This window comes from Lentzea sp. NPDC006480 (assembly GCF_040611995.1).
Lineage (GTDB): Bacteria > Actinomycetota > Actinomycetes > Mycobacteriales > Pseudonocardiaceae > Lentzea.
Window position 1 is genome coordinate 101,564 of record NZ_JBEXPJ010000006.1, and the last position, 17,366, is coordinate 118,929.

General features: G+C 67.2%; 21 protein-coding genes. 18 read left to right on the plus strand and 3 right to left on the minus strand.

Going from position 1 to position 17,366, the window contains the following annotated elements:
- Positions 1-24 precede the first annotated feature (24 nt).
- The 15 genes from rpsE to truA all read left to right on the plus strand — a co-directional run bounded on the left by rpsE (position 25) and on the right by truA (position 10,122).
- A complete protein-coding gene (rpsE, locus tag ABZX92_RS04535; protein WP_030473451.1) occupies positions 25-633 on the plus strand; it encodes a 30S ribosomal protein S5 in 609 nt (202 codons plus the stop codon).
- 2 nt (positions 634-635) lie between these two features.
- The gene (gene rpmD / locus ABZX92_RS04540) at positions 636-821 is read left to right on the plus strand and encodes a 50S ribosomal protein L30 (RefSeq protein WP_053733139.1); all 186 of its coding nucleotides are present in this window, start codon (positions 636-638) and stop codon (positions 819-821) included.
- Complete coding sequence (rplO, locus tag ABZX92_RS04545; protein ID WP_355553907.1) at positions 818-1,261, plus strand: 50S ribosomal protein L15; 444 nt, start codon at positions 818-820, stop codon at positions 1,259-1,261. The genes rpmD and rplO overlap by 4 nt, the downstream gene beginning before the upstream one ends.
- 504 nt (positions 1,262-1,765) lie before the next feature.
- Positions 1,766-3,082: a preprotein translocase subunit SecY gene (gene secY, locus ABZX92_RS04550; protein ID WP_355553949.1), complete on the plus strand. Its 1,317-nt coding sequence runs from the start codon at positions 1,766-1,768 to the stop codon at positions 3,080-3,082.
- Entirely contained in the window at positions 3,083-3,643 is a 561-nt protein-coding gene (locus tag ABZX92_RS04555; RefSeq protein ID WP_355553910.1) for an adenylate kinase, read from the plus strand.
- 90 nt (positions 3,644-3,733) lie between these two features.
- On the plus strand, positions 3,734-4,516 hold the full coding sequence (gene map / locus ABZX92_RS04560) for a type I methionyl aminopeptidase (RefSeq protein ID WP_355553913.1): 783 nt from the start codon (positions 3,734-3,736) through the stop codon (positions 4,514-4,516).
- A gap of 91 nt (positions 4,517-4,607) precedes the next feature.
- Positions 4,608-5,297: a hypothetical protein gene (locus ABZX92_RS04565; protein ID WP_355553916.1), complete on the plus strand. Its 690-nt coding sequence runs from the start codon at positions 4,608-4,610 to the stop codon at positions 5,295-5,297.
- A 122-nt stretch (positions 5,298-5,419) separates the two neighbouring features.
- Complete coding sequence (infA, locus tag ABZX92_RS04570) at positions 5,420-5,641, plus strand: translation initiation factor IF-1 (protein ID WP_005166804.1); 222 nt, start codon at positions 5,420-5,422, stop codon at positions 5,639-5,641.
- Between the two features lie 25 nt (positions 5,642-5,666).
- Positions 5,667-5,780, plus strand: coding sequence for a 50S ribosomal protein L36 (gene rpmJ, locus ABZX92_RS04575; RefSeq protein ID WP_010148647.1), 114 nt, complete (start codon positions 5,667-5,669; stop codon positions 5,778-5,780).
- A 217-nt stretch (positions 5,781-5,997) separates the two neighbouring features.
- Positions 5,998-6,378: a 30S ribosomal protein S13 gene (gene rpsM / locus ABZX92_RS04580; RefSeq protein ID WP_045309821.1), complete on the plus strand. Its 381-nt coding sequence runs from the start codon at positions 5,998-6,000 to the stop codon at positions 6,376-6,378.
- A gap of 37 nt (positions 6,379-6,415) precedes the next feature.
- On the plus strand, positions 6,416-6,823 hold the full coding sequence (gene rpsK, locus ABZX92_RS04585; RefSeq protein ID WP_086669042.1) for a 30S ribosomal protein S11: 408 nt from the start codon (positions 6,416-6,418) through the stop codon (positions 6,821-6,823).
- Positions 6,824-6,846: 23 nt separating this feature from the next.
- The gene (gene rpsD / locus ABZX92_RS04590; protein WP_045309822.1) at positions 6,847-7,452 is read left to right on the plus strand and encodes a 30S ribosomal protein S4; all 606 of its coding nucleotides are present in this window, start codon (positions 6,847-6,849) and stop codon (positions 7,450-7,452) included.
- A gap of 151 nt (positions 7,453-7,603) precedes the next feature.
- Complete coding sequence (locus tag ABZX92_RS04595; RefSeq protein WP_285643098.1) at positions 7,604-8,662, plus strand: DNA-directed RNA polymerase subunit alpha; 1,059 nt, start codon at positions 7,604-7,606, stop codon at positions 8,660-8,662.
- 51 nt (positions 8,663-8,713) lie between these two features.
- The gene (rplQ, locus tag ABZX92_RS04600; RefSeq protein ID WP_355553920.1) at positions 8,714-9,268 is read left to right on the plus strand and encodes a 50S ribosomal protein L17; all 555 of its coding nucleotides are present in this window, start codon (positions 8,714-8,716) and stop codon (positions 9,266-9,268) included.
- 59 nt (positions 9,269-9,327) lie between these two features.
- Positions 9,328-10,122, plus strand: coding sequence for a tRNA pseudouridine(38-40) synthase TruA (gene truA / locus ABZX92_RS04605; RefSeq protein WP_355553922.1), 795 nt, complete (start codon positions 9,328-9,330; stop codon positions 10,120-10,122).
- An 88-nt stretch (positions 10,123-10,210) separates the two neighbouring features.
- On the opposite strand, the gene ABZX92_RS04610 is transcribed toward truA, so the two are convergent.
- The 3 genes from ABZX92_RS04610 to eccE all read right to left on the minus strand — a co-directional run bounded on the left by ABZX92_RS04610 (position 10,211) and on the right by eccE (position 14,077).
- Positions 10,211-11,773 (minus strand): S8 family serine peptidase, encoded by a 1,563-nt coding sequence (locus tag ABZX92_RS04610; protein ID WP_355553924.1) that lies wholly within the window; start codon positions 11,771-11,773, stop codon positions 10,211-10,213.
- 220 nt (positions 11,774-11,993) lie between these two features.
- Positions 11,994-12,719, minus strand: coding sequence for a hypothetical protein (locus ABZX92_RS04615; RefSeq protein WP_355553927.1), 726 nt, complete (start codon positions 12,717-12,719; stop codon positions 11,994-11,996).
- Positions 12,716-14,077 (minus strand): type VII secretion protein EccE, encoded by a 1,362-nt coding sequence (eccE, locus tag ABZX92_RS04620; RefSeq protein ID WP_355553929.1) that lies wholly within the window; start codon positions 14,075-14,077, stop codon positions 12,716-12,718. The genes ABZX92_RS04615 and eccE overlap by 4 nt, the downstream gene beginning before the upstream one ends.
- 117 nt (positions 14,078-14,194) lie before the next feature.
- On the opposite strand from eccE, the gene eccB reads away from it, so the two are divergent.
- From eccB to ABZX92_RS04635, 3 genes are all read left to right on the plus strand, one after another.
- On the plus strand, positions 14,195-15,814 hold the full coding sequence (eccB, locus tag ABZX92_RS04625; protein WP_355553932.1) for a type VII secretion protein EccB: 1,620 nt from the start codon (positions 14,195-14,197) through the stop codon (positions 15,812-15,814).
- 82 nt (positions 15,815-15,896) lie between these two features.
- Entirely contained in the window at positions 15,897-16,214 is a 318-nt protein-coding gene (locus ABZX92_RS04630) for a hypothetical protein (RefSeq protein ID WP_355553934.1), read from the plus strand.
- A gap of 11 nt (positions 16,215-16,225) precedes the next feature.
- Positions 16,226-17,308, plus strand: a complete 1,083-nt coding sequence (locus ABZX92_RS04635) for a WXG100 family type VII secretion target (protein WP_355553937.1) — start codon at positions 16,226-16,228, stop codon at positions 17,306-17,308.
- Positions 17,309-17,366 lie beyond the last annotated feature (58 nt).

A 17,366-nucleotide genomic window follows, 5' to 3' on the forward strand; every position in this document is an offset into this window, starting at 1 on the left:
CACCGGAATTGAGAGGGACGCCTGATGCCAGGACGTACGCGTCGCGAAGGCGGCGGGGGCGAGCGCGGAGAGCGCCGCGACCGTCGTGACGGCGGCCGCGGCGGCGCGGCCCAGGAGAAGACCCCCCACCTCGAGCGCGTGGTTGCGATCAACCGCGTCTCCAAGGTGGTCAAGGGTGGTCGTCGGTTCAGCTTCACCGCGCTCGTCGTGGTGGGTGACGGCGACGGCATGGTCGGCGTCGGCTACGGCAAGGCCAAGGAAGTTCCCGCGGCCATCGCCAAGGGTGTCGAGGAAGCGAAGAAGAACTTCTTCCGCGTGCCTCGCATCGCCGGCACCATCCCCCACCCGGTTCAGGGTGAGAAGGCCGCTGGTGTGGTTCTGCTGCGTCCGGCCTCGGCCGGTACCGGTGTCATCGCGGGTGGCGCTGTTCGCGCCGTCCTCGAGTGCGCCGGCGTGCACGACGTGCTGTCGAAGTCCCTGGGCTCCGACAACGCGATCAACATCGTGCACGCGACCGTGGCGGCCCTCAAGGGTCTGCAGCGTCCCGAAGAGGTCGCGGCCCGTCGTGGCCTGCCCCTCGAGGACGTGGCTCCCGCCGGCATGATCCGCGCTCGCGCGGGCCAGGGGGTCTGATCATGGCTCAGCTGAAGATCACCCAGGTCCGCAGCACCATCGGTACCAAGCACAACCACCGCGAGTCGATGCGCACCCTCGGGCTGCGCAAGATCCGTCAGTCGGTCGTGCGTGAGGACACCCCCCAGGTGCTCGGCCTGATCCACGCCGTGCGCCACCTGGTGAGTGTTGAGGAGGTCCAGTCGTGACCATCAAGATTCACGACCTGCGTCCCGCCCCCGGCGCCAAGACCGCCAAGACCCGCGTTGGTCGTGGTGAAGGCTCCAAGGGCAAGACCGCCGGCCGCGGTACGAAGGGCACGGGCGCTCGCAAGAACGTCTCGCCGCGCTTCGAAGGTGGCCAGATGCCGCTGCACATGCGGCTGCCGAAGCTCAAGGGCTTCAAGAACCCGTTCCGCACCGAGTACCAGGTCGTGAACGTCTCCTCGATCGCCGCCTCCTTCCCGGAGGGTGGCTCGGTGGACGTTCCCGCGCTGGTGCTGGCCGGGCTGGTCCGCAAGGGCCACCTCGTCAAGGTGCTGGGCGACGGCGACGTCAGCGTCAAGCTGGACGTCACCGCTGACAAGTTCTCCAAGTCCGCTGTGGAGAAGATCGCTGCTGCGGGTGGCACCACCACGGTTGCTTCCTGAGGTAGTCAGTACGTCTGAAAGGCCCTGAGGCTTTGCCTCGGGGCCTTTTGGCGTTTCTTGGGGTGGGGGCGCCTACCGGAGCGCTCGTACCTTGTGAGGGTCGTCCCCTGTTTCGTTGGCGGGTTCCTGCCGGGAGTCCGTGCCGTTCCCCAGTCCCGTGGTCAGAGTCCTGTTGCTTTGGGCGGGCGTTCTGCGGCTAGCAGAACTTTCGTGGCCGGCGCTGGGGAACACTTGGGTGGGTGCAAACGTTCGCGGGCGGCGAAATTGCTGCTCGTAGCACGGATTTGCCGGGTCGAGTACCCCGGATGGCCTAGTGGCGCGGGCAGTGATCAACCGGTTAGAAGCTGTGATTGGCCACTGGGTACGGCCAGGTCGCGGGGGGCTGTTAGTGTTGCGGGCTGAACCCGGATGTCCTCCGGGTTGCTTGGTCGTGGCTGCCTGCTGCGGCCTGCCAACTACCGCATGTGCCGGTCCCTGGGGGTCGGCAACGCTCAGGAGGTTCGCGTGCTCGGCGCATTCCGCTCGGCTCTCGCGACGCCGGATCTACGCAAGAAGATCCTGTTCACGCTCGGGATCATCATTGTGTACCGGCTTGGTGCGACCATGCCCGCGCCGGGCGTGTCCTTCAAGAACGTGCGCGCGTGTGCTGAACAGCTTGAGGGTCAGAACATCTACTCGCTGATCAACCTGTTCAGCGGCGGGGCGTTGCTCAACCTCTCGATCTTCGCGCTGGGCATCATGCCCTACATCACCGCGAGCATCATCATTCAGCTGCTCACCGTGGTCATCCCGCGGTTCGAGCAGTTGAAGAAGGAGGGGCAGGCCGGTCAGGGCAAGCTGACGCAGTACACGCGTTACCTGACCATCGGCCTGGCGATCCTGCAGTCGACCGGACTTGTCGCCCTCGCGGTGCGCGGGCAGCTGTTCGGTGAGTGCGACCAGGACGTCATTCCCGCCAAGGACAACATCTTCACCCTCATCGTGCTGGTCGTGACGATGACGGCCGGTACCTCGGTCATCATGTGGCTGGGTGAGCTGATCACCGAGAAGGGCATCGGCAACGGCATGTCGCTGCTGATCTTCACCGGTATCGCCGCCCGCATCCCGGCCGAGGGCAAGAACATCTGGGAGAAGGACGCCAGCCGGATCACCTTCATCCTGGTGATCGTGGCCGCTCTCGTCATCATCGCGAGCGTCATCTACGTCGAGCAGGCCCAGCGCCGCATCCCGGTGCAGTACGCCAAGCGCATGATCGGCCGCCGCATGTACGGCGGCACGTCGACGTACCTTCCTCTGAAGGTGAACCAGGCCGGCGTCATCCCGGTCATCTTCGCCTCGTCGCTGCTCTACCTGCCGGACCTGGTCGTCCGTCTGACCCAGGGCACTGGATCCCAGCCGAACTGGTTCGCGACGTTCGTCCAGACCTACCTCACCAAGCAGTCGAGCTGGGTGCACATCGCGGCCTACTTCCTGCTGATCGTCTTCTTCACGTACTTCTACGTCGGCATCACGTTCAACCCGGACGAGCGTGCGGACGAGATGAAGAAGTTCGGTGGCTTCATCCCCGGCATCCGTCCCGGTCGCCCCACCGCCGAGTACCTCAAGTTCGTGCTGGGTCGCATCACGCTCCCCGGTTCGCTCTACCTCGGCATCGTGGCGATCCTGCCGAACCTGTTCCTGGACCTCACTGGTGACAACCAGAACCAGAACTTCCCGTTCGGCGGCACCGCGGTTCTGATCATGGTCGGCGTCGGTCTCGACACCGTGAAGCAGATCGAGAGCCAGCTCATGCAGCGCAATTACGAAGGGTTCCTCCGCTAGATGCGACTCGTTCTCGTTGGCCCGCCCGGTGCGGGCAAGGGCACCCAGGCTGAGGTTCTGAGCCGCAAGCTCGGCGTGCCGCACATCTCGACGGGCGACCTCTTCCGGTCACACATCTCCAACCAGACCGAGCTCGGCCTCGAGGTGCAGAGCATCCTCGACGAGGGCGCGCTGGTGCCGGACTCCATCACGAACGAGATGGTGCGCAAGCGCCTCGCCGAGTCGGATGCGACCGACGGTTTCCTGCTCGACGGGTTCCCGCGCAACGTGGCGCAGGCGGACAAGCTGGGCGAGTTCCTGGCGGTCGACGAGCACGAGCTCGACGCGGTGCTGGAGTTCCGGGTCGACGAGGACGTCGTGGTCGAGCGGCTGCTCGCGCGCGGGCGCACGGATGACAAGGAAGAGGTCATCCGGCACCGCCAGCAGGTGTACCGCAACGAGACCGCGCCGCTGCTGGACTACTACGCGGACAAGGTCATCTCCATCGACGCCGTCGGTGAGATCGACGAGATCAGCGAGCGGGCTCTCGCAGCGCTGAACTCGCTGCGCGCCGAGAAGTAACGGGCGCCGAGGCGGGCTTCGCTGCTCGTCGGCCTCCTGCCGCACCCGAACGTTTCGTGGACTCGCCCAAGCCGGGCAGATAGTGACTGTATGAGCAAGATCGAGATCAAGACCCGCGGCGAGCTGGAGGCCATGCGTGCCTCCGGCTTGGTCGTGGCACGGGCGTTGCGCAACGTCGTCGACGCGGTCAAGGCCGGTGTGTCCACCTGGGAGCTCGACGAGATCGCCGAGCAGACCATTCGCGACGCCGGCGCCATCCCGTCGTTCAAGGGCTACCACGGTTTCCCGGCGAGCATCTGCGCGTCGGTGAACGAGCAGATCGTCCACGGCATCCCGAACAAGAAGCAGGTGCTCGCCGAGGGCGACCTGATCTCGATCGACTGCGGTGCGATCCTCGACGGCTGGCACGGCGACTCTGCCGTGACCGTCGGCTGTGGTGAGCTCTCGCCGGCCGACCACAAGCTGTCCGAGGCCACCAGGCTGTCGATGCTCGCGGGCATCGAGGCCGCCGTGCCGGGCGGGCGGCTCACCGACATCTCGTTCGCCATCGAGTCCTCGGCGATCGAGTCGGGCGAGGCCGACGGCATCGAGTACGGCATCGTCGCGGACTACGGCGGCCACGGCATCGGCACCAAGATGCACATGGACCCGTTCCTGCCGAACTACGGCAAGCCCGGCAAGGGGCCGAAGCTCAAGGTCGGCATGGCCATCGCGATCGAGCCGATGCTGACGCTCGGGACGGACGACTCCCAGGAGCTGGAGGACGGCTGGACCGTCATCACGCTCGACGGGACGCGCGCCGCGCACTGGGAGCACAGCGTCGCGATCACCGAGGACGGTCCCTGGGTGCTCACCGCACCCGAGGAGGACTGACCCCAGCTCTGACGTGACCCCGTTCGCCGTGAGGTGAGCGGGGTTATTTCGTTTGTCGACACGGATATGGTCGTGGTGACGAGCGAATCCAATGTCTGGGGGCATTGTGCGGGTAATCCGCTTCGTCCTGTCCGCGCTGTTGATCTCCGTTTCGGGCTGTGCTGCTTCGAAGCCGGCCACCGACCTCACCTACCAGGACGTTCCGCCTGGGCAGATCGCCAACCGGATCTTCCTGGCCGACACCATCGCCGAAGTCGAGAACTGCGAGCCGCCGTTCGCCGACGTGCGGATCCTGCGGCCGGACTTCATCAGCCCGCAGTGGCCGGTCGACGGCGGCTGCGGGGGTCAGGCCCGGATCGCCGCCGGGCAGGAGTACGTCGATGCCGTGAGTCGCATCACGGCGCTGCACGACACCGTGGTCCACGAGTGGGACGTGCGGTTGAAGTCCGGGCCCGAGGACGCGCAGACGAGGGCGCTCACTGCCATGTTGCTGCACTGCCTCGACCGGGCCGGGTTCATCCAGCGCGGTCCGGGCGATCCGAGTCTCGAGAGCTACGGCGTCGGATCGGGCGACCTGGCGCTCAACAACGCAGCTCAGCGGTGTTCTGACGACACCGGCTACGGCAGCGGCGTCGTGGCTCAGCGGGTGCGCACGCTCAAGTCCGTGCTCGGGCTGCACGAGTCGCAGATCAACGAGATCACCAGGCTGCGCGCCCTGCTGGTGAGCTGTGCACGGCCCGGTGACGGGCTCGAACGGGGCCGATTTGGGTTGCCGGAGTGAACTGCGTACACTTGTCAGGTGGCGCATCCGTCGCGCCGGTTCAGTCATGCCCTCGCAGGTGAGATCGAACCGGGTAGGCGCGCGTCCAAAGGTTATTATCACCGTCACGAAACGCGGAGGACATGGGCAAGAAGGACGGGGCCATTGAGGTCGAGGGCCGCGTAGTCGAGCCGCTCCCCAACGCGATGTTCAGGGTCGAGTTGGAGAACGGTCACAAGGTACTCGCGCACATCAGCGGCAAGATGCGACAGCACTACATCCGCATCCTCCCTGAGGACCGGGTTGTCGTGGAGCTCTCGCCCTACGACCTGTCCCGCGGGCGCATCGTCTACCGCTACAAGTGACCTCCAGTAGCAGGAGATCTCAGGCGTGAAGGTTCAGCCGAGCGTCAAGAAGATCTGCGACAAGTGCAAGGTGATCCGCCGTCACGGCCGGGTCATGGTGATCTGCGAGAACCTGCGCCACAAGCAGCGCCAGGGCTGAGCAGCTCCACCACGCGCTCGTCGAGATCTTCGATGACGCAGTAACGAGACACTCCTCGCACCTACCGCACGCAGGGCTTCAAGCGTGCGGACACCCCCGGATTCCAGGCCGGGGCCGGGACACCGGCTGTGAGAGCAGCCGGAACGACATAGCGAGTCAGTCACCGGAAATGGGCGAGGAGCAGACCTGGAAGTAATCGACAGGAGTTAACCGCCACATGGCACGACTCGCTGGCGTAGACCTCCCCCGCGAAAAGCGGATGGAGATCGCGCTCACCTACATCTTCGGCATCGGTCGTACGCGCTCCAAGGAGCTGCTCGCCGCCACGGAGATCTCCCCGGACCTCCGGGTGAAGGATCTGACGGACGACGACCTCGCCAAGCTGCGGGACCACATCGAGACGAACTACAAGGTCGAGGGTGACCTTCGCCGTGAGGTCGCGGCCGACATCCGTCGCAAGATGGAGATCGGCTGCTACGAGGGTCTTCGGCACCGTCGTGGCCTGCCCGTTCGCGGACAGCGCACGAAGACGAACGCCCGTACCCGCAAGGGTCCGAAGAAGACCGTGGCCGGCAAGAAGAAGGCCGGCAAGAAGTAAGACCTCGCGTCTACTGCCCTCAACTTAGGAGCTCGTTTTGCCACCGAAGTCCCGCACGGGCGCCGGGGTCAAGAAGATCCGGCGCAAGGAAAAGAAGAACGTCTCGCACGGCCAGGCGCACATCAAGAGCACGTTCAACAACACCATCGTGTCGATCACCGACCCGATGGGCAACGTGATCAGCTGGGCGTCCGCCGGCCACGTGGGTTTCAAGGGCTCGCGCAAGTCCACGCCGTTCGCGGCGCAGATGGCCGCCGAGAACGCCGCCCGCAAGGCCGCCGAGCACGGCATGCGCAAGGTGGACGTGTTCGTCAAGGGTCCCGGCTCCGGCCGTGAGACCGCGATCCGTTCGCTGCAGGCCGCCGGTCTCGAGGTCGGCACCATCCAGGACGTGACCCCGCAGCCCCACAACGGCTGCCGCCCGCCCAAGCGGCGCCGGGTCTGAGGCACGGGGAGGAGTAAGAACTAATGGCTCGTTACACGGGACCTGCGACGCGTATCTCGCGCCGCCTGAAGGTCGACCTCGTTGGTGGGGACCAGGCGTTCGAGCGCCGTCCGTACCCGCCCGGCCAGCACGGCCGTGGCCGGGTCAAGGAGTCCGAGTACCTGCTGCAGCTCCAGGAGAAGCAGAAGGCTCGCTACACCTACGGCGTTCTCGAGAAGCAGTTCGTCCGCTACTACAAGGAAGCGGTTCGTCGTCCGGGCAAGACCGGTGAGAACCTGCTCCAGATCCTCGAGGCCCGCCTCGACAACGTGGTGTACCGCGCGGGCCTCGCCCGCACGCGTCGCCAGGCTCGCCAGCTGGTCAGCCACGGGCACTTTCTGGTCAACGGCCACAAGGTGAACATCCCGAGCTACCAGGTGTCGAAGTTCGACATCATCGACGTGAAGCCGAAGTCCATGCCGACGCTGCCCTTCGAGGCTGCTCGCGCGTCCTTCGGTGACCGCCCGATTCCCGCTTGGCTGCAGGTCGTCGCCTCGAACCTGCGCATCCTCGTGCACCAGCTGCCCGAGCGCGCGCAGATCGACACGCCTGTCACCGAGCAGCTCATCGTCGAGCTCTACTCGAAGTGATCCTCTCCGAGCCACTGTCTCTTGTGGACGGTGGCTCGGGTCGGGTCCCGCATCGGCGCGAAGGGTGTGCCGAGTGCGTATGCCGGTCTCCGCGACTGGCTGTTGTTGACGGCGTCAAATAGCGGGCGTCGTTGTCGAAAGGTTGAATCCAGTGCTGATTTCCCAGCGCCCCTCGCTCGCCGAGGAAGCGGTCTCCGAGACCCGTTCCCGGTTCGTCATCGAACCGCTGGAGCCGGGCTTCGGTTACACGCTCGGCAACTCGATCCGCCGCACGCTGCTCTCGTCGATCCCCGGTGCTGCTGTCACGAGCATCCGCATCGACGGCGTGCTGCACGAGTTCACCACGGTTCCCGGGGTGAAGGAGGACGTCACCGACGTCATCCTGAACCTCAAGGAGCTCGTCGTCTCGTCCGAAGAGGACGAGCCGGTGACCATGTACCTGCGCAAGCAGGGCCCCGGTGTGGTGACCGCGGGCGACATCGTGCCTCCGGCCGGTGTCACCGTGCACAACCCCGACCTGCACATCGCGACCCTGAACGGCAAGGGGAAGCTGGAGATCGAGCTCGTCGTCGAGCGCGGTCGCGGCTACGTCCCTGCTGTCCAGAACAAGCAGGCGGGTGCCGAGATCGGCCGCATCCCCGTCGACTCGATCTACTCGCCGGTTCTCAAGGTGACGTACAAGGTCGAGGCGACTCGTGTCGAGCAGCGGACGGACTTCGACAAGCTGATTCTCGATGTGGAGAGCAAGCCCTCGATCACCCCGAGGGATGCAGTTGCCTCCGCCGGTAAGACCCTGGTTGAGCTGTTCGGCCTCGCTCGCGAGCTGAACATCGACGCCGAGGGCATCGAGATCGGCCCGTCGCCGGCCGAGGCCGACACCATCGCCGCGTTCGCGATGCCTATTGAGGATCTGGACCTCACGGTCCGTTCCTACAACTGCTTGAAGCGGGAAGGCATCCACACCGTCGGTGAGCTCGTGTCGCGCAGCGAGGCGGACCTGCTGGACATCCGCAACTTCGGTGCGAAGTCGATCGACGAGGTCAAGATGAAGCTCGTCGGCCTCGGCCTCGCCCTGAAGGACTCGCCTCCTGGATTCGACCCGTCCGCGGCTGCTGCCGACTACCACCCCGGTGACACGGGTTGGGGTGCCGGTGCCGGTCTGGACCCGCACGACGACGGTCAGGACTACGCGGAGACCGAGCAGCTCTGACGCTCTGATTCAGAGCTAGAGGATCTCTTTTAGTTACTACAGGAGCAAGCGATGCCCACCCCTACCAAGGGCCCCCGGCTCGGTGGGTCTCCGGCGCACGAGCGGCTGCTGCTCGCCAACCTGGCGACGGCGCTGTTCCAGCACGGCCGGATCAAGACCACTGAGGCGAAGGCGAAGCGGCTGCGTCCGTACGCCGAGAAGATCATCTCCAAGGCCAAGGCCGGCGACCTGCACAACCGTCGCGAGATCATGAAGGTGATCCGCGACAAGGACGTCGTGCACAAGCTGATCGCCGAGATCGGTCCGTTCTTCAGCGACCGTTCCGGTGGCTACACCCGCATCACCAAGACGCTGGCGCGCAAGGGCGACAACGCCCCCATGGCCATCATCGAGCTGGTGCAGCAGAAGCTCGTCTCCACCGAGGCCGAGGCTGCGCGCAAGACCAAGTTCGCCAAGGACGAGAAGCCGGCTGAGGCCGCTGTCGTCGAGGCCGACGCTGACGAGACCGCCGCAGAGGACACCGCCGTCGAGGTTGACGGCGAGCCGACCGCTGAGGCCGTCGAGGCTGAAGAGGCGAAGGACGAGTCCGAGAAGGACAAGTCCTGAGCGGATTGACCGCTGACGAGCCCGTCGCTCCCCTTGCTGGGGGCGGCGGGCTCGTTCGTGTGCGGTTTGATCTCGGGTACGACGGGACCGAGTTCTCCGGGTGGGCTCGTCAGCCTTCTCGCCGCACTGTTTGTGGCGTTCTCGAGGACACGCTGTCGATGGTGTTGCGCGAGGACGTCGTGCTGACCGTGGCTGGGCGGACCGATGCCGGGGTGCACGCCTCCGGTCAGGTCGCTCACGCTGATCTGCCTGCTGACGTGGATGTCGACGGGCTTCCGAAGCGGCTCGCGCGGGCTTTGCCCGCGGATGTTCGGGTCTTTGCTGCCCGCGTGGTGCCTGGAGCGTTCGACGCTCGGTTTTCCGCGCTGCGGCGGCATTACGAGTACCGGGTTTCGGATGCTGCTTTCGGGGCGCATCCGTTGCGGCGGTTGGACACGTTGAGCTGGCCTCGTCCGCTGGACGTTGGCGCTATGAACGTGGCTGCCGGGTTGTTGCTGGGGGAGCACGACTTTTGTGCGTTTTGCAAGCGGCGTGAGGGTGCGACCACGATTCGGGAGTTGCAGCGGCTGGAGCTGGTGCGGGCTGCTTCGGATGGTGTGATCACGGCGTTTGTGTCTGCTGATGCGTTCTGCCACTCGATGGTTCGGTCGCTGATCGGGGCGTTGCTGGCTGTTGGGGAGGGGCGGAAGGCCGTTGAGTGGCCTTCGTCGCTGTTGGCGTTGAGTGGGCGGGCGTCTGGGGTGACTGTGGCTCCGGCTCATGGGTTGTGTTTGGTGCGGGTGGATTTTCCTGGGGATGACGAGTTGGGGGCTCGGGCCGGGGTTACTCGGAGAGTTCGGACGCTTTCCAGTTGAGCTCGGCGTGCGGGCTTGTTGTTGCTGTGGAAAGGGAGGAGCCCCCGGCGGGGGGACCGGGGGCTCCGAGGGGTGGTGCGGGTTTGGCTCAGATGTCGAGCGTCCAGGAGTCGATGGTGCCCGTGTCCTGGCGGTAGAGGTCGCGGACTCGGAGTTGCCAGGTGCCGTTGGCGTCCTCGGTAGCCACGTTCACGTTGTAGGTGGCGTTGATGTCGTCAGCGCTGTCGCTGCCGTTCGAGACCTTCAGGATCTTCACGGCGCCTGAGGGGGCGATCAGGGCAAGTTCCAGGTCGCCTCGGTAGGTGTGCTTGATGGCCACCTTGACGGTGCCGGTGGCGCTGGCCTTGCCGTTGCAGTCGGCGATCGTGATGGAGCTGGTGATCGCGCCTGCGTCCGGGATGGCCGTGTCGGTGTCGTTGGTGACCGCGGGGCACTGGCCCGGGGGGTTGCCGGGGGCGGTGCCGGTGATGTGCAGGAGTTTGTTCGGGGAGCCGGTGCCCGGGCTGGTGACCACGTCAGAGGTGGCGTTTTCCACCAGGGCGTCGCGGACCTGTTGCGGGGTTGCCGTGGGGGACGAGCCCAGGAAGACGGCGGCGGCGCCCACCACGTGCGGGGTGGCCATTGAGGTGCCGCTGATGGTGTTGGTGGCGTTGTCGTCAGTCAGCCAGGCGCTCGTGATGTCGCGGCCCGGGGCGAAGATGTCCAGGCAGGTGCCCAGGTTCGAGAACGAGGAGCGGGCGTCGGTGCGGTCGGTTGAGCCGACGGTGATCGCCTCGGGGGTGCGGGCCGGGGAGGTGTTGCAGGCGTTGCCGCCGTTGTCGTTGCCGGCTGCGAGGCCGTAGGTGACGCCTGCGGCGATGGAGCGCTGGACGGCTTGGTCGACGGTGTCGTTGGCGCCGCCGCCGAGGGACATGTTGGCCACTGCGGGCTTGTGGGACGGGTTGTTCTGGACGTCTGCGGTGACCCAGTCGATGCCCGCGATCACGCCTGCGAAGGTGCCGGAGCCTGAGCAGTTGAGGACTCGGACGGCGACGAGTTTGACGTCCTTGGCCACGCCGTACTTCTGGCCGCCGATGGTGCCCGCGACGTGGGTTCCGTGGCCGTTGCAGTCGGTGGCGTCGTTGTCGTTGTCGACGGTGTCGGTGCCGGAGACGGCGCGGCCGCCGAAGTCGGTGTGGGTGAGGCGGATGCCCGTGTCGATGATGTAGGCGGTGACGCCTGCGCCGCGGTTCGGGTAGGTGTAGCTGTTGTCCAGCGGGAGCGCGCGCTGGTCGATGCGGTCCAGGCCCCAGGACGGGGTCGGGGTCTGCGTGTCGGAGATCCTCACCTCGCCGTCCTGCTCGACGTGGGCGACGGACGGGTCAGCGGCGAGGCGCTTGGCCTGGGTTTCGGACATCTGCGCCGAGAAACCGCGCAAAGCGGACTTGTACGTGTGCTGCACCTTGGCGCCGTACTTCGCGCTGAGGTTCTCCACGCTGCTCGTGCTGACGTCCTTCAGCACGACGATGTAGTTGTCCTTGACCGCATTGGACGCACCGAGGTTGCGAATCTCCCCCTCGGGCGCAGCGGTGGCGGAGACGGACGACAGGACGAGCGCGGTGCTCGCCACCAGTCCGATCCCGGCCGCTCGTCTGGCCCACGATTCTCCCATAGCAGCGTGCTCCCTCGTCGCAGGGTTGTGCAGGTGAGAGTTTTCTTAGTGGCGCAGACGGATTACGCACAAGAAGGTCCACGGAATTACCTTCGAATGGCGAATCAACAGATTTGCGAGGCCTGTGAATTAGTTGGTGCCGCTGAGCTATGGACAAAACAATTGCGCCCCGAACGGTTCACCGTCCGGGGCGCAAGTTTCGTCTAATTGCTGGAGCGTCTCAATCGCCTCTGCGGACTGCTCCGAGGATCTGCTGCTCGATCGGCGTGGTGTACAGGCGCAGGTGCGCCCACATGTCCTGGCCCATCGCGATGACCTGGTCGTCCTTCAGCTGGGTCAGCTGCTGGAACATCTGCGGGCGCAGGCGCCACATCTGACCGGCCAGCTGCGCCTGGCCCATCGGGAGGCGCTGCAGCAGCACGAGGTCCGCGTTGTTCGCCGTCGACGAGGCCTGCGGGTGCAGGTACGGCAGCACGTACATCGTGGTCTGCCACGGTGCGCGGGGCGGGAACAGCTCCTGCGGGACGTGGCCGCCGTCGTGGATGACGAGCAGCGGCATGTCCTCGGTCGGCCTGGGGAGGTCCGCCGGGGACAGGCGGCGCAGCTGCACCAGTTGGGACGGGCGGCCGTCCGGGCCCTGGCCGGCCGCGCGCACGACCGGCTGCCAGGCCTGCGGGCGGCCGGTGGCGATGATGATCCACGCGCCGGTGGCCATGGCCCGCAGCGCGATCTGGCGGGCCAGGTACAGGCCGCCGACGCACACCATGCGGGTCGGGGTGGGGCGCAGCACGGAGACCGAGAGCGGTTCGCCGTTGACGCCCTGGCCGAGCATCATGCCGCCGCGGTCGCCGCTCGGGCTGACCACGTCGAGCATGTTCGGCGACACCAGGAACTCCGGTGCCACCGCGCCGCGGCCGCGCGAGTCGAGCAGACGGGACGAGCTCATGCCACACCTCCCAGCGGCAGCGTCGCGGCGAGGCCGGCGAGCTGCATGCCCCGCAACGGGGTCAGCGTGATGTCGAGCTTGTCGCTCAGCTTCGACAACTGGTCCTCCGCGCGGTCCAGCTCGCTCGGCGTGCGGGCGCTCACCCGCACCAGGCCGCGCAAGGAGACCTGACCGTCCTCGCGGGACGGTGAGATCGACATCGCCAGAGTCGAGGACAGCGCGCGCACGCCCGTGAGCGCGTTCAGGTTGCCCTTCAAGCCCTTCGACGGCCAGCCGGTGATCGCGTAGCTCGCGTGACCGACGCCACCCGCGGTGACGCCCGCCCACTTCTCCCGCAACGACACCGGGTTCGTGTTGCCGACGGCGGCGGTCAGCTCGGCCGACGAGATCGCGGCGCGCAGCAGCTCGTCCGAGTCGAGGGGGCGGATCGTGACGCCGGCGGACTCCAAAGCGTTGCGGACACGGGACAACGCGCCGATCAACGCGCGGTGCGCGCCGACGACGCCGCCGCCGCGCTCCCGGATCGCCTCGCCGCAGCGGCGCGGGTCGAGCCGCACCGTGATCCACGTCGTGCGCCGGGCGGCCGCGGGCATCGAGCCGAGCACTTCCATGTACGAGCTGATCGCCGGCGAGTTCGGCGGAAGTGCCGCGCTGCCGGGGTAGCAGTGCCAGATCACGGTGATCGCGTCCAGCACGACACCGCGGTCCTCCAGGCACGGCGCCAGCGCGCCAAGCGGGAGGGACGGCGCGGAGCCGACCGGGGTGATCAGCGGCGGGGTCGGGTCGACCAGCAGCACCGCGGTCCACACGCCGTCGTGCCACGACAGCGCGAGCGGGCGGCGTTCGTGGTCGACGCCCTTCGCGATCACCAGGTCCGGGATCGCCAGGCGCAGCAACGCGACGCGCGGGTCCTCCGGGCCGAGCACCTGCATCTCGTCGTCACCCGGCTTGGACTCCTGCGGCTCGACGCGCTTCGCGGTCCGGCTGTGCGAACGGAAGTTGTAGCGCAGCCGGACGCCGATCCACTGCGTCAGCCAACGACCACGCGATCGGGTGAACGCCAGGATCAGTGCGATCAACAGCACACCGCCGGCGATCGACACCGACACGACGTTGAGCGCGCCGGCCGGGGTTTTCACGCCCATGAGGGTGAGCACGAGGAGTGCGATGGCGAGACCGATCTCGATCGTGACTACGTTCGAGACGGGCAAGGAGCCGAGGCTGACTCCGGCAGCTCTGCGCCGGACACGCCCGACAGGACGTGGAGGCACAGGTGCCTGCTGGCCAGGACCTCCGGGTCCCTGCGGCCGCGCCATCCCCGGGTTCGGCCGGGGCGGATGTGGAGTGGTCACGGACATCCGTTGTGGTCTCTTTCCCCTCGATGGTCGGTGGGCTTGGCGAACCGGCCCACGGAGCAACCTGCGTCCGGCTATCCTGCCGAACCGTACCGCGACTGGGAGAGCAGCGAGCCGAGAATGGCATCAACACCCACCACCAAGTCACAGGTCCAGGCCTACCAATTCGTCCTGCGGCGGATGCAGTCCGCCCTGGTCCGCAGAGACGCAGTGATGCTGCATGACCCCATGCGCAACCACTCGCGCGCGACAGCGGTCGGCGTGGTCCTGGGCGTCGTCGCTCTGCTCGGCTTCCTGGTGTACGGGCTGTTCAAGCCGGCACCGCGGCTGGACGACAACACGCAGATCGCCATCAGCAAGGAAACAGGCCAGGTCTACGTCGTCGACGCGCAGCCGACCAAGCGCCTGATCCCGATGACGAACCTCGCGTCGGCGCGCCTGCTCTGGTACTCGCGCAACAACCCCGACCAGCAGGCCGGTGGTGGCGACGCGCCGGGTGGCACCGCGAACAGCGGGCAGAGCCAGGTCGCGGGCGGCGAGCCGAAGCTGGTCAGCGAGGCGACCCTGGCCACCTTGCCGCGCGGCCGGCTCACCGGTCTGCCGGACGCGCCGGACGTGCTGCCGAAGCCGGACCTCCGCATCGACGCGCAGTGGTCCGTCTGCGACACGTTGAGCCTCGACGACTTCCGCGAGGACAAGGCGGCGGACAACCAGATCAAGACCTCCGTGATCGCCGGCGTGAGCGGCGGCAACCCGGAGATGGGCGACGAGGCCGTGCTGGTGCAGCAGCGCACCGGGGCCAAGAAGGCCTACCTGATCTACAAGAAGCCGCAGAGCCTGCGGGACATCTCGTCGTCGACGGTGCGCGCCGAGGTGGACCTGAAGAACGACAAGGCGCTCAACGCCCTCAAGCTCAAGGGCAAGACCCCGCGTGCGATCAGCACGGCGTTGCTGAACGCGATCCCCGAGGTCGCCCCGCTGAGCGCGCCGCTCATCCCGAACCAGGGCAAGAAGGCGACCTACGTCACCGAGGCGAACGTCAACATCGGTGAGCTCGTCGAGGTCGAGCGCGCCGCCGGCTCCGAGTTCATGGTGGCGCTGGAGGACGGTTTCCAGACCGTCGACGAGACCGTCAACGACCTGTTGCGCTGGTCGTACTCGAACAACAAGCAGGCGACCAAGCTCTCGCCGAACGCCATCGCGGACCACAAGGACCCGAAGAACCCGCTGACGCTCGACTCGTTCCCGCAGAAGATCCCGACCACGCTCGAGGCGAACCCCGGCAACACGGTGATCTGCCTGGGCTGGAAGGCCGACAACTACACGGAACCGACGAAGGCCGAGCACACCTCGGTGACGATCGGCTCCAAGCTGCCCGGCCCGAAGGAGATGACCCCGGTCGAGCTGAACGCGGCCGGTGCGGGCGGCGAGATCGTCGACCAGTTCCTGATGCTGCCCGGCAAGCAGGCGGTCGTGCGGGCCAGCCAGAGCCTCGGCGACTACGGCACGGGTCCGGTGCAGATCGTCACGGGACGTGGTGTCCGCTACGGCATCCCGGACGCCGGCACCGCGGCGGCGCTGGGGCTGGAGGGCAACTTCCCGCCGGCGCCGAACCAGATCCTGAGCCTGTTGCCGATGGGACCGCAGCTCAACAAGAACGAGGCGAACCGCAGCTTCGACGCGATCACCCCGGCTCAGAAGGGCTCGATCAAGGACCCGCAGCAGCAAGCCCAGAAGTAGGCGCACGAGTAGCGGAACCGGTCCGGGTGCATCACCGTCGTATTTGGACGGAATGCACCCGGATTCGCATAGGGGGACAGTTGTGGCCGGTCGGATAACCGTCGACGCGGGGTGGTTGGAGCAGTACGCCGACCGGATCGACGGCACGACGGACGATCTGAGGCGGGTGCGGGACGTCATGAAGGCCTCCTCGCTGCGCCCCGAGTCGTTCGGCGAGATCGGCAGAACGCTCGGCAGCGCCCAGGGCTACGCGCGCGCGGCCGAGCTGCTCAACTCCCAGCTCGCCCGCGCCTGCGACACGCTCGACGCGGCGGCGAAGGGGCTGCACGCCGTGGCGAAGCAGCACGGGCAGTCCGAGGACGAGGCCCTGCAGCACATCAAGAAGGTCGATCGGCGGTAGGGGGAGCTGTGGTGACCAAGAACGGCAGGCAGATCGCGGCCGAGGTCGGACCCGAGCTCGACTACCTCTCGCGGGTGAGCAACAAGCTCGGTGTCGTCGACCTCGTGCACGACTTCTTCGACCCGCTGGTGGGCGACTGGAACGACCTGCGCGAGGAAGCCGAACGCTGGCGCAAGGCGGCGAAGGTCTCCGAGGCGGTCAACAAGCACATCGCGGCACCGCTCGGCGGCGTCGACGCGCGCTGGCAGGGTCAGGACGCCGACGCGTTCCTCGACCACATGCGCAAGGTCGGGCTCGCGGGCGGCGACATGTCCGACGCGATGAACGCCATGGCGGACGCGCTGGAGGAGACCGCCGACGGAGTGCGCGACATCGTGCAGGACATGGCGCACGTGCTCGCCGACGCCGCCGACTCGGTGTCCGGCACGGCGGCGCTGCCCCTGGAGGGCGACCAGCGCGCGATCAAGCACATCGAGGAGCTCAAGGAGCCGGTGCGCGAGCTGCACGACTCCGCGCGGCAGGTGCTGGAGGCGTTTCTCAAGCTGTGCGACGGGGTTTCCGGTGAGGCCGGGCAGTTCGGCGAAGTGCGGATGGAGCACAAGTACCCGGACAAGGACTGGACCTACACGGCGCCGGCCAAGCCCGCGACGCCGGTGCCGGAACCGGGCAAGCCCGCTGACACCAACACGTCCACCGCGAGCAAGGGCGGCGGCGCGACCCCGTCGACCGGCGGTGGTGGCGGTGGCGTGGGCGGTGGCGTCGGTTCGGTCGGTGCTCCCGCCGCTGCTGCCGCGCACTCGCAGCCGATGCAGTTCGGAGGCGCCACGGGCGTCTCTGAGCAGCCTCCGGCCCAGGAGAAGGGTGCTGGGGCCGCTCCGGCCGCCGGGGCCGCTGGCGGACGCCCTGGGGCCGCGGGAGGCGGTGCCGGCGCGATGGGCGGCGGCATGATGGGCGGCATGGGCGCCATGGGCGGTGGCGGTCAGCAGGGCGGCGACAAGGAGCACAAGGCGAAGATGCGCATCACCGGCTCGATCGACGACCTGCTCGGCAAGCCGAAGAAGGCGGCGCCGAAGACGATCGGCGACGACGACTGAAACACTCCACGTCAACGAGAACGGCCCCGCTGGAATTCACCAGCGGGGCCGTTCTCGT

Bases quoted from the DNA above. Each gene is read 5' to 3' on its own strand.
- rpsE (WP_030473451.1), top strand. From the start codon at position 25: ATGCCAGGACGTACGCGTCGCGAAGGCGGCGGGGGCGAGCGCGGAGAG.
- rpmD (WP_053733139.1), top strand. From the start codon at position 636: ATGGCTCAGCTGAAGATCACCCAGGTCCGCAGCACCATCGGTACCAAG.
- ABZX92_RS04555 (WP_355553910.1), top strand. From the start codon at position 3,083: ATGCGACTCGTTCTCGTTGGCCCGCCCGGTGCGGGCAAGGGCACCCAG.
- map (WP_355553913.1), top strand. From the start codon at position 3,734: ATGAGCAAGATCGAGATCAAGACCCGCGGCGAGCTGGAGGCCATGCGT.
- ABZX92_RS04565 (WP_355553916.1), top strand. From the start codon at position 4,608: ATGTCTGGGGGCATTGTGCGGGTAATCCGCTTCGTCCTGTCCGCGCTG.
- infA (WP_005166804.1), top strand. From the start codon at position 5,420: ATGGGCAAGAAGGACGGGGCCATTGAGGTCGAGGGCCGCGTAGTCGAG.
- rpsM (WP_045309821.1), top strand. From the start codon at position 5,998: ATGGCACGACTCGCTGGCGTAGACCTCCCCCGCGAAAAGCGGATGGAG.
- rpsD (WP_045309822.1), top strand. From the start codon at position 6,847: ATGGCTCGTTACACGGGACCTGCGACGCGTATCTCGCGCCGCCTGAAG.
- rplQ (WP_355553920.1), top strand. From the start codon at position 8,714: ATGCCCACCCCTACCAAGGGCCCCCGGCTCGGTGGGTCTCCGGCGCAC.
- ABZX92_RS04610 (WP_355553924.1), bottom strand. From the start codon at position 11,773: ATGGGAGAATCGTGGGCCAGACGAGCGGCCGGGATCGGACTGGTGGCG.
- ABZX92_RS04615 (WP_355553927.1), bottom strand. From the start codon at position 12,719: ATGAGCTCGTCCCGTCTGCTCGACTCGCGCGGCCGCGGCGCGGTGGCA.
- eccE (WP_355553929.1), bottom strand. From the start codon at position 14,077: ATGTCCGTGACCACTCCACATCCGCCCCGGCCGAACCCGGGGATGGCG.
- eccB (WP_355553932.1), top strand. From the start codon at position 14,195: ATGGCATCAACACCCACCACCAAGTCACAGGTCCAGGCCTACCAATTC.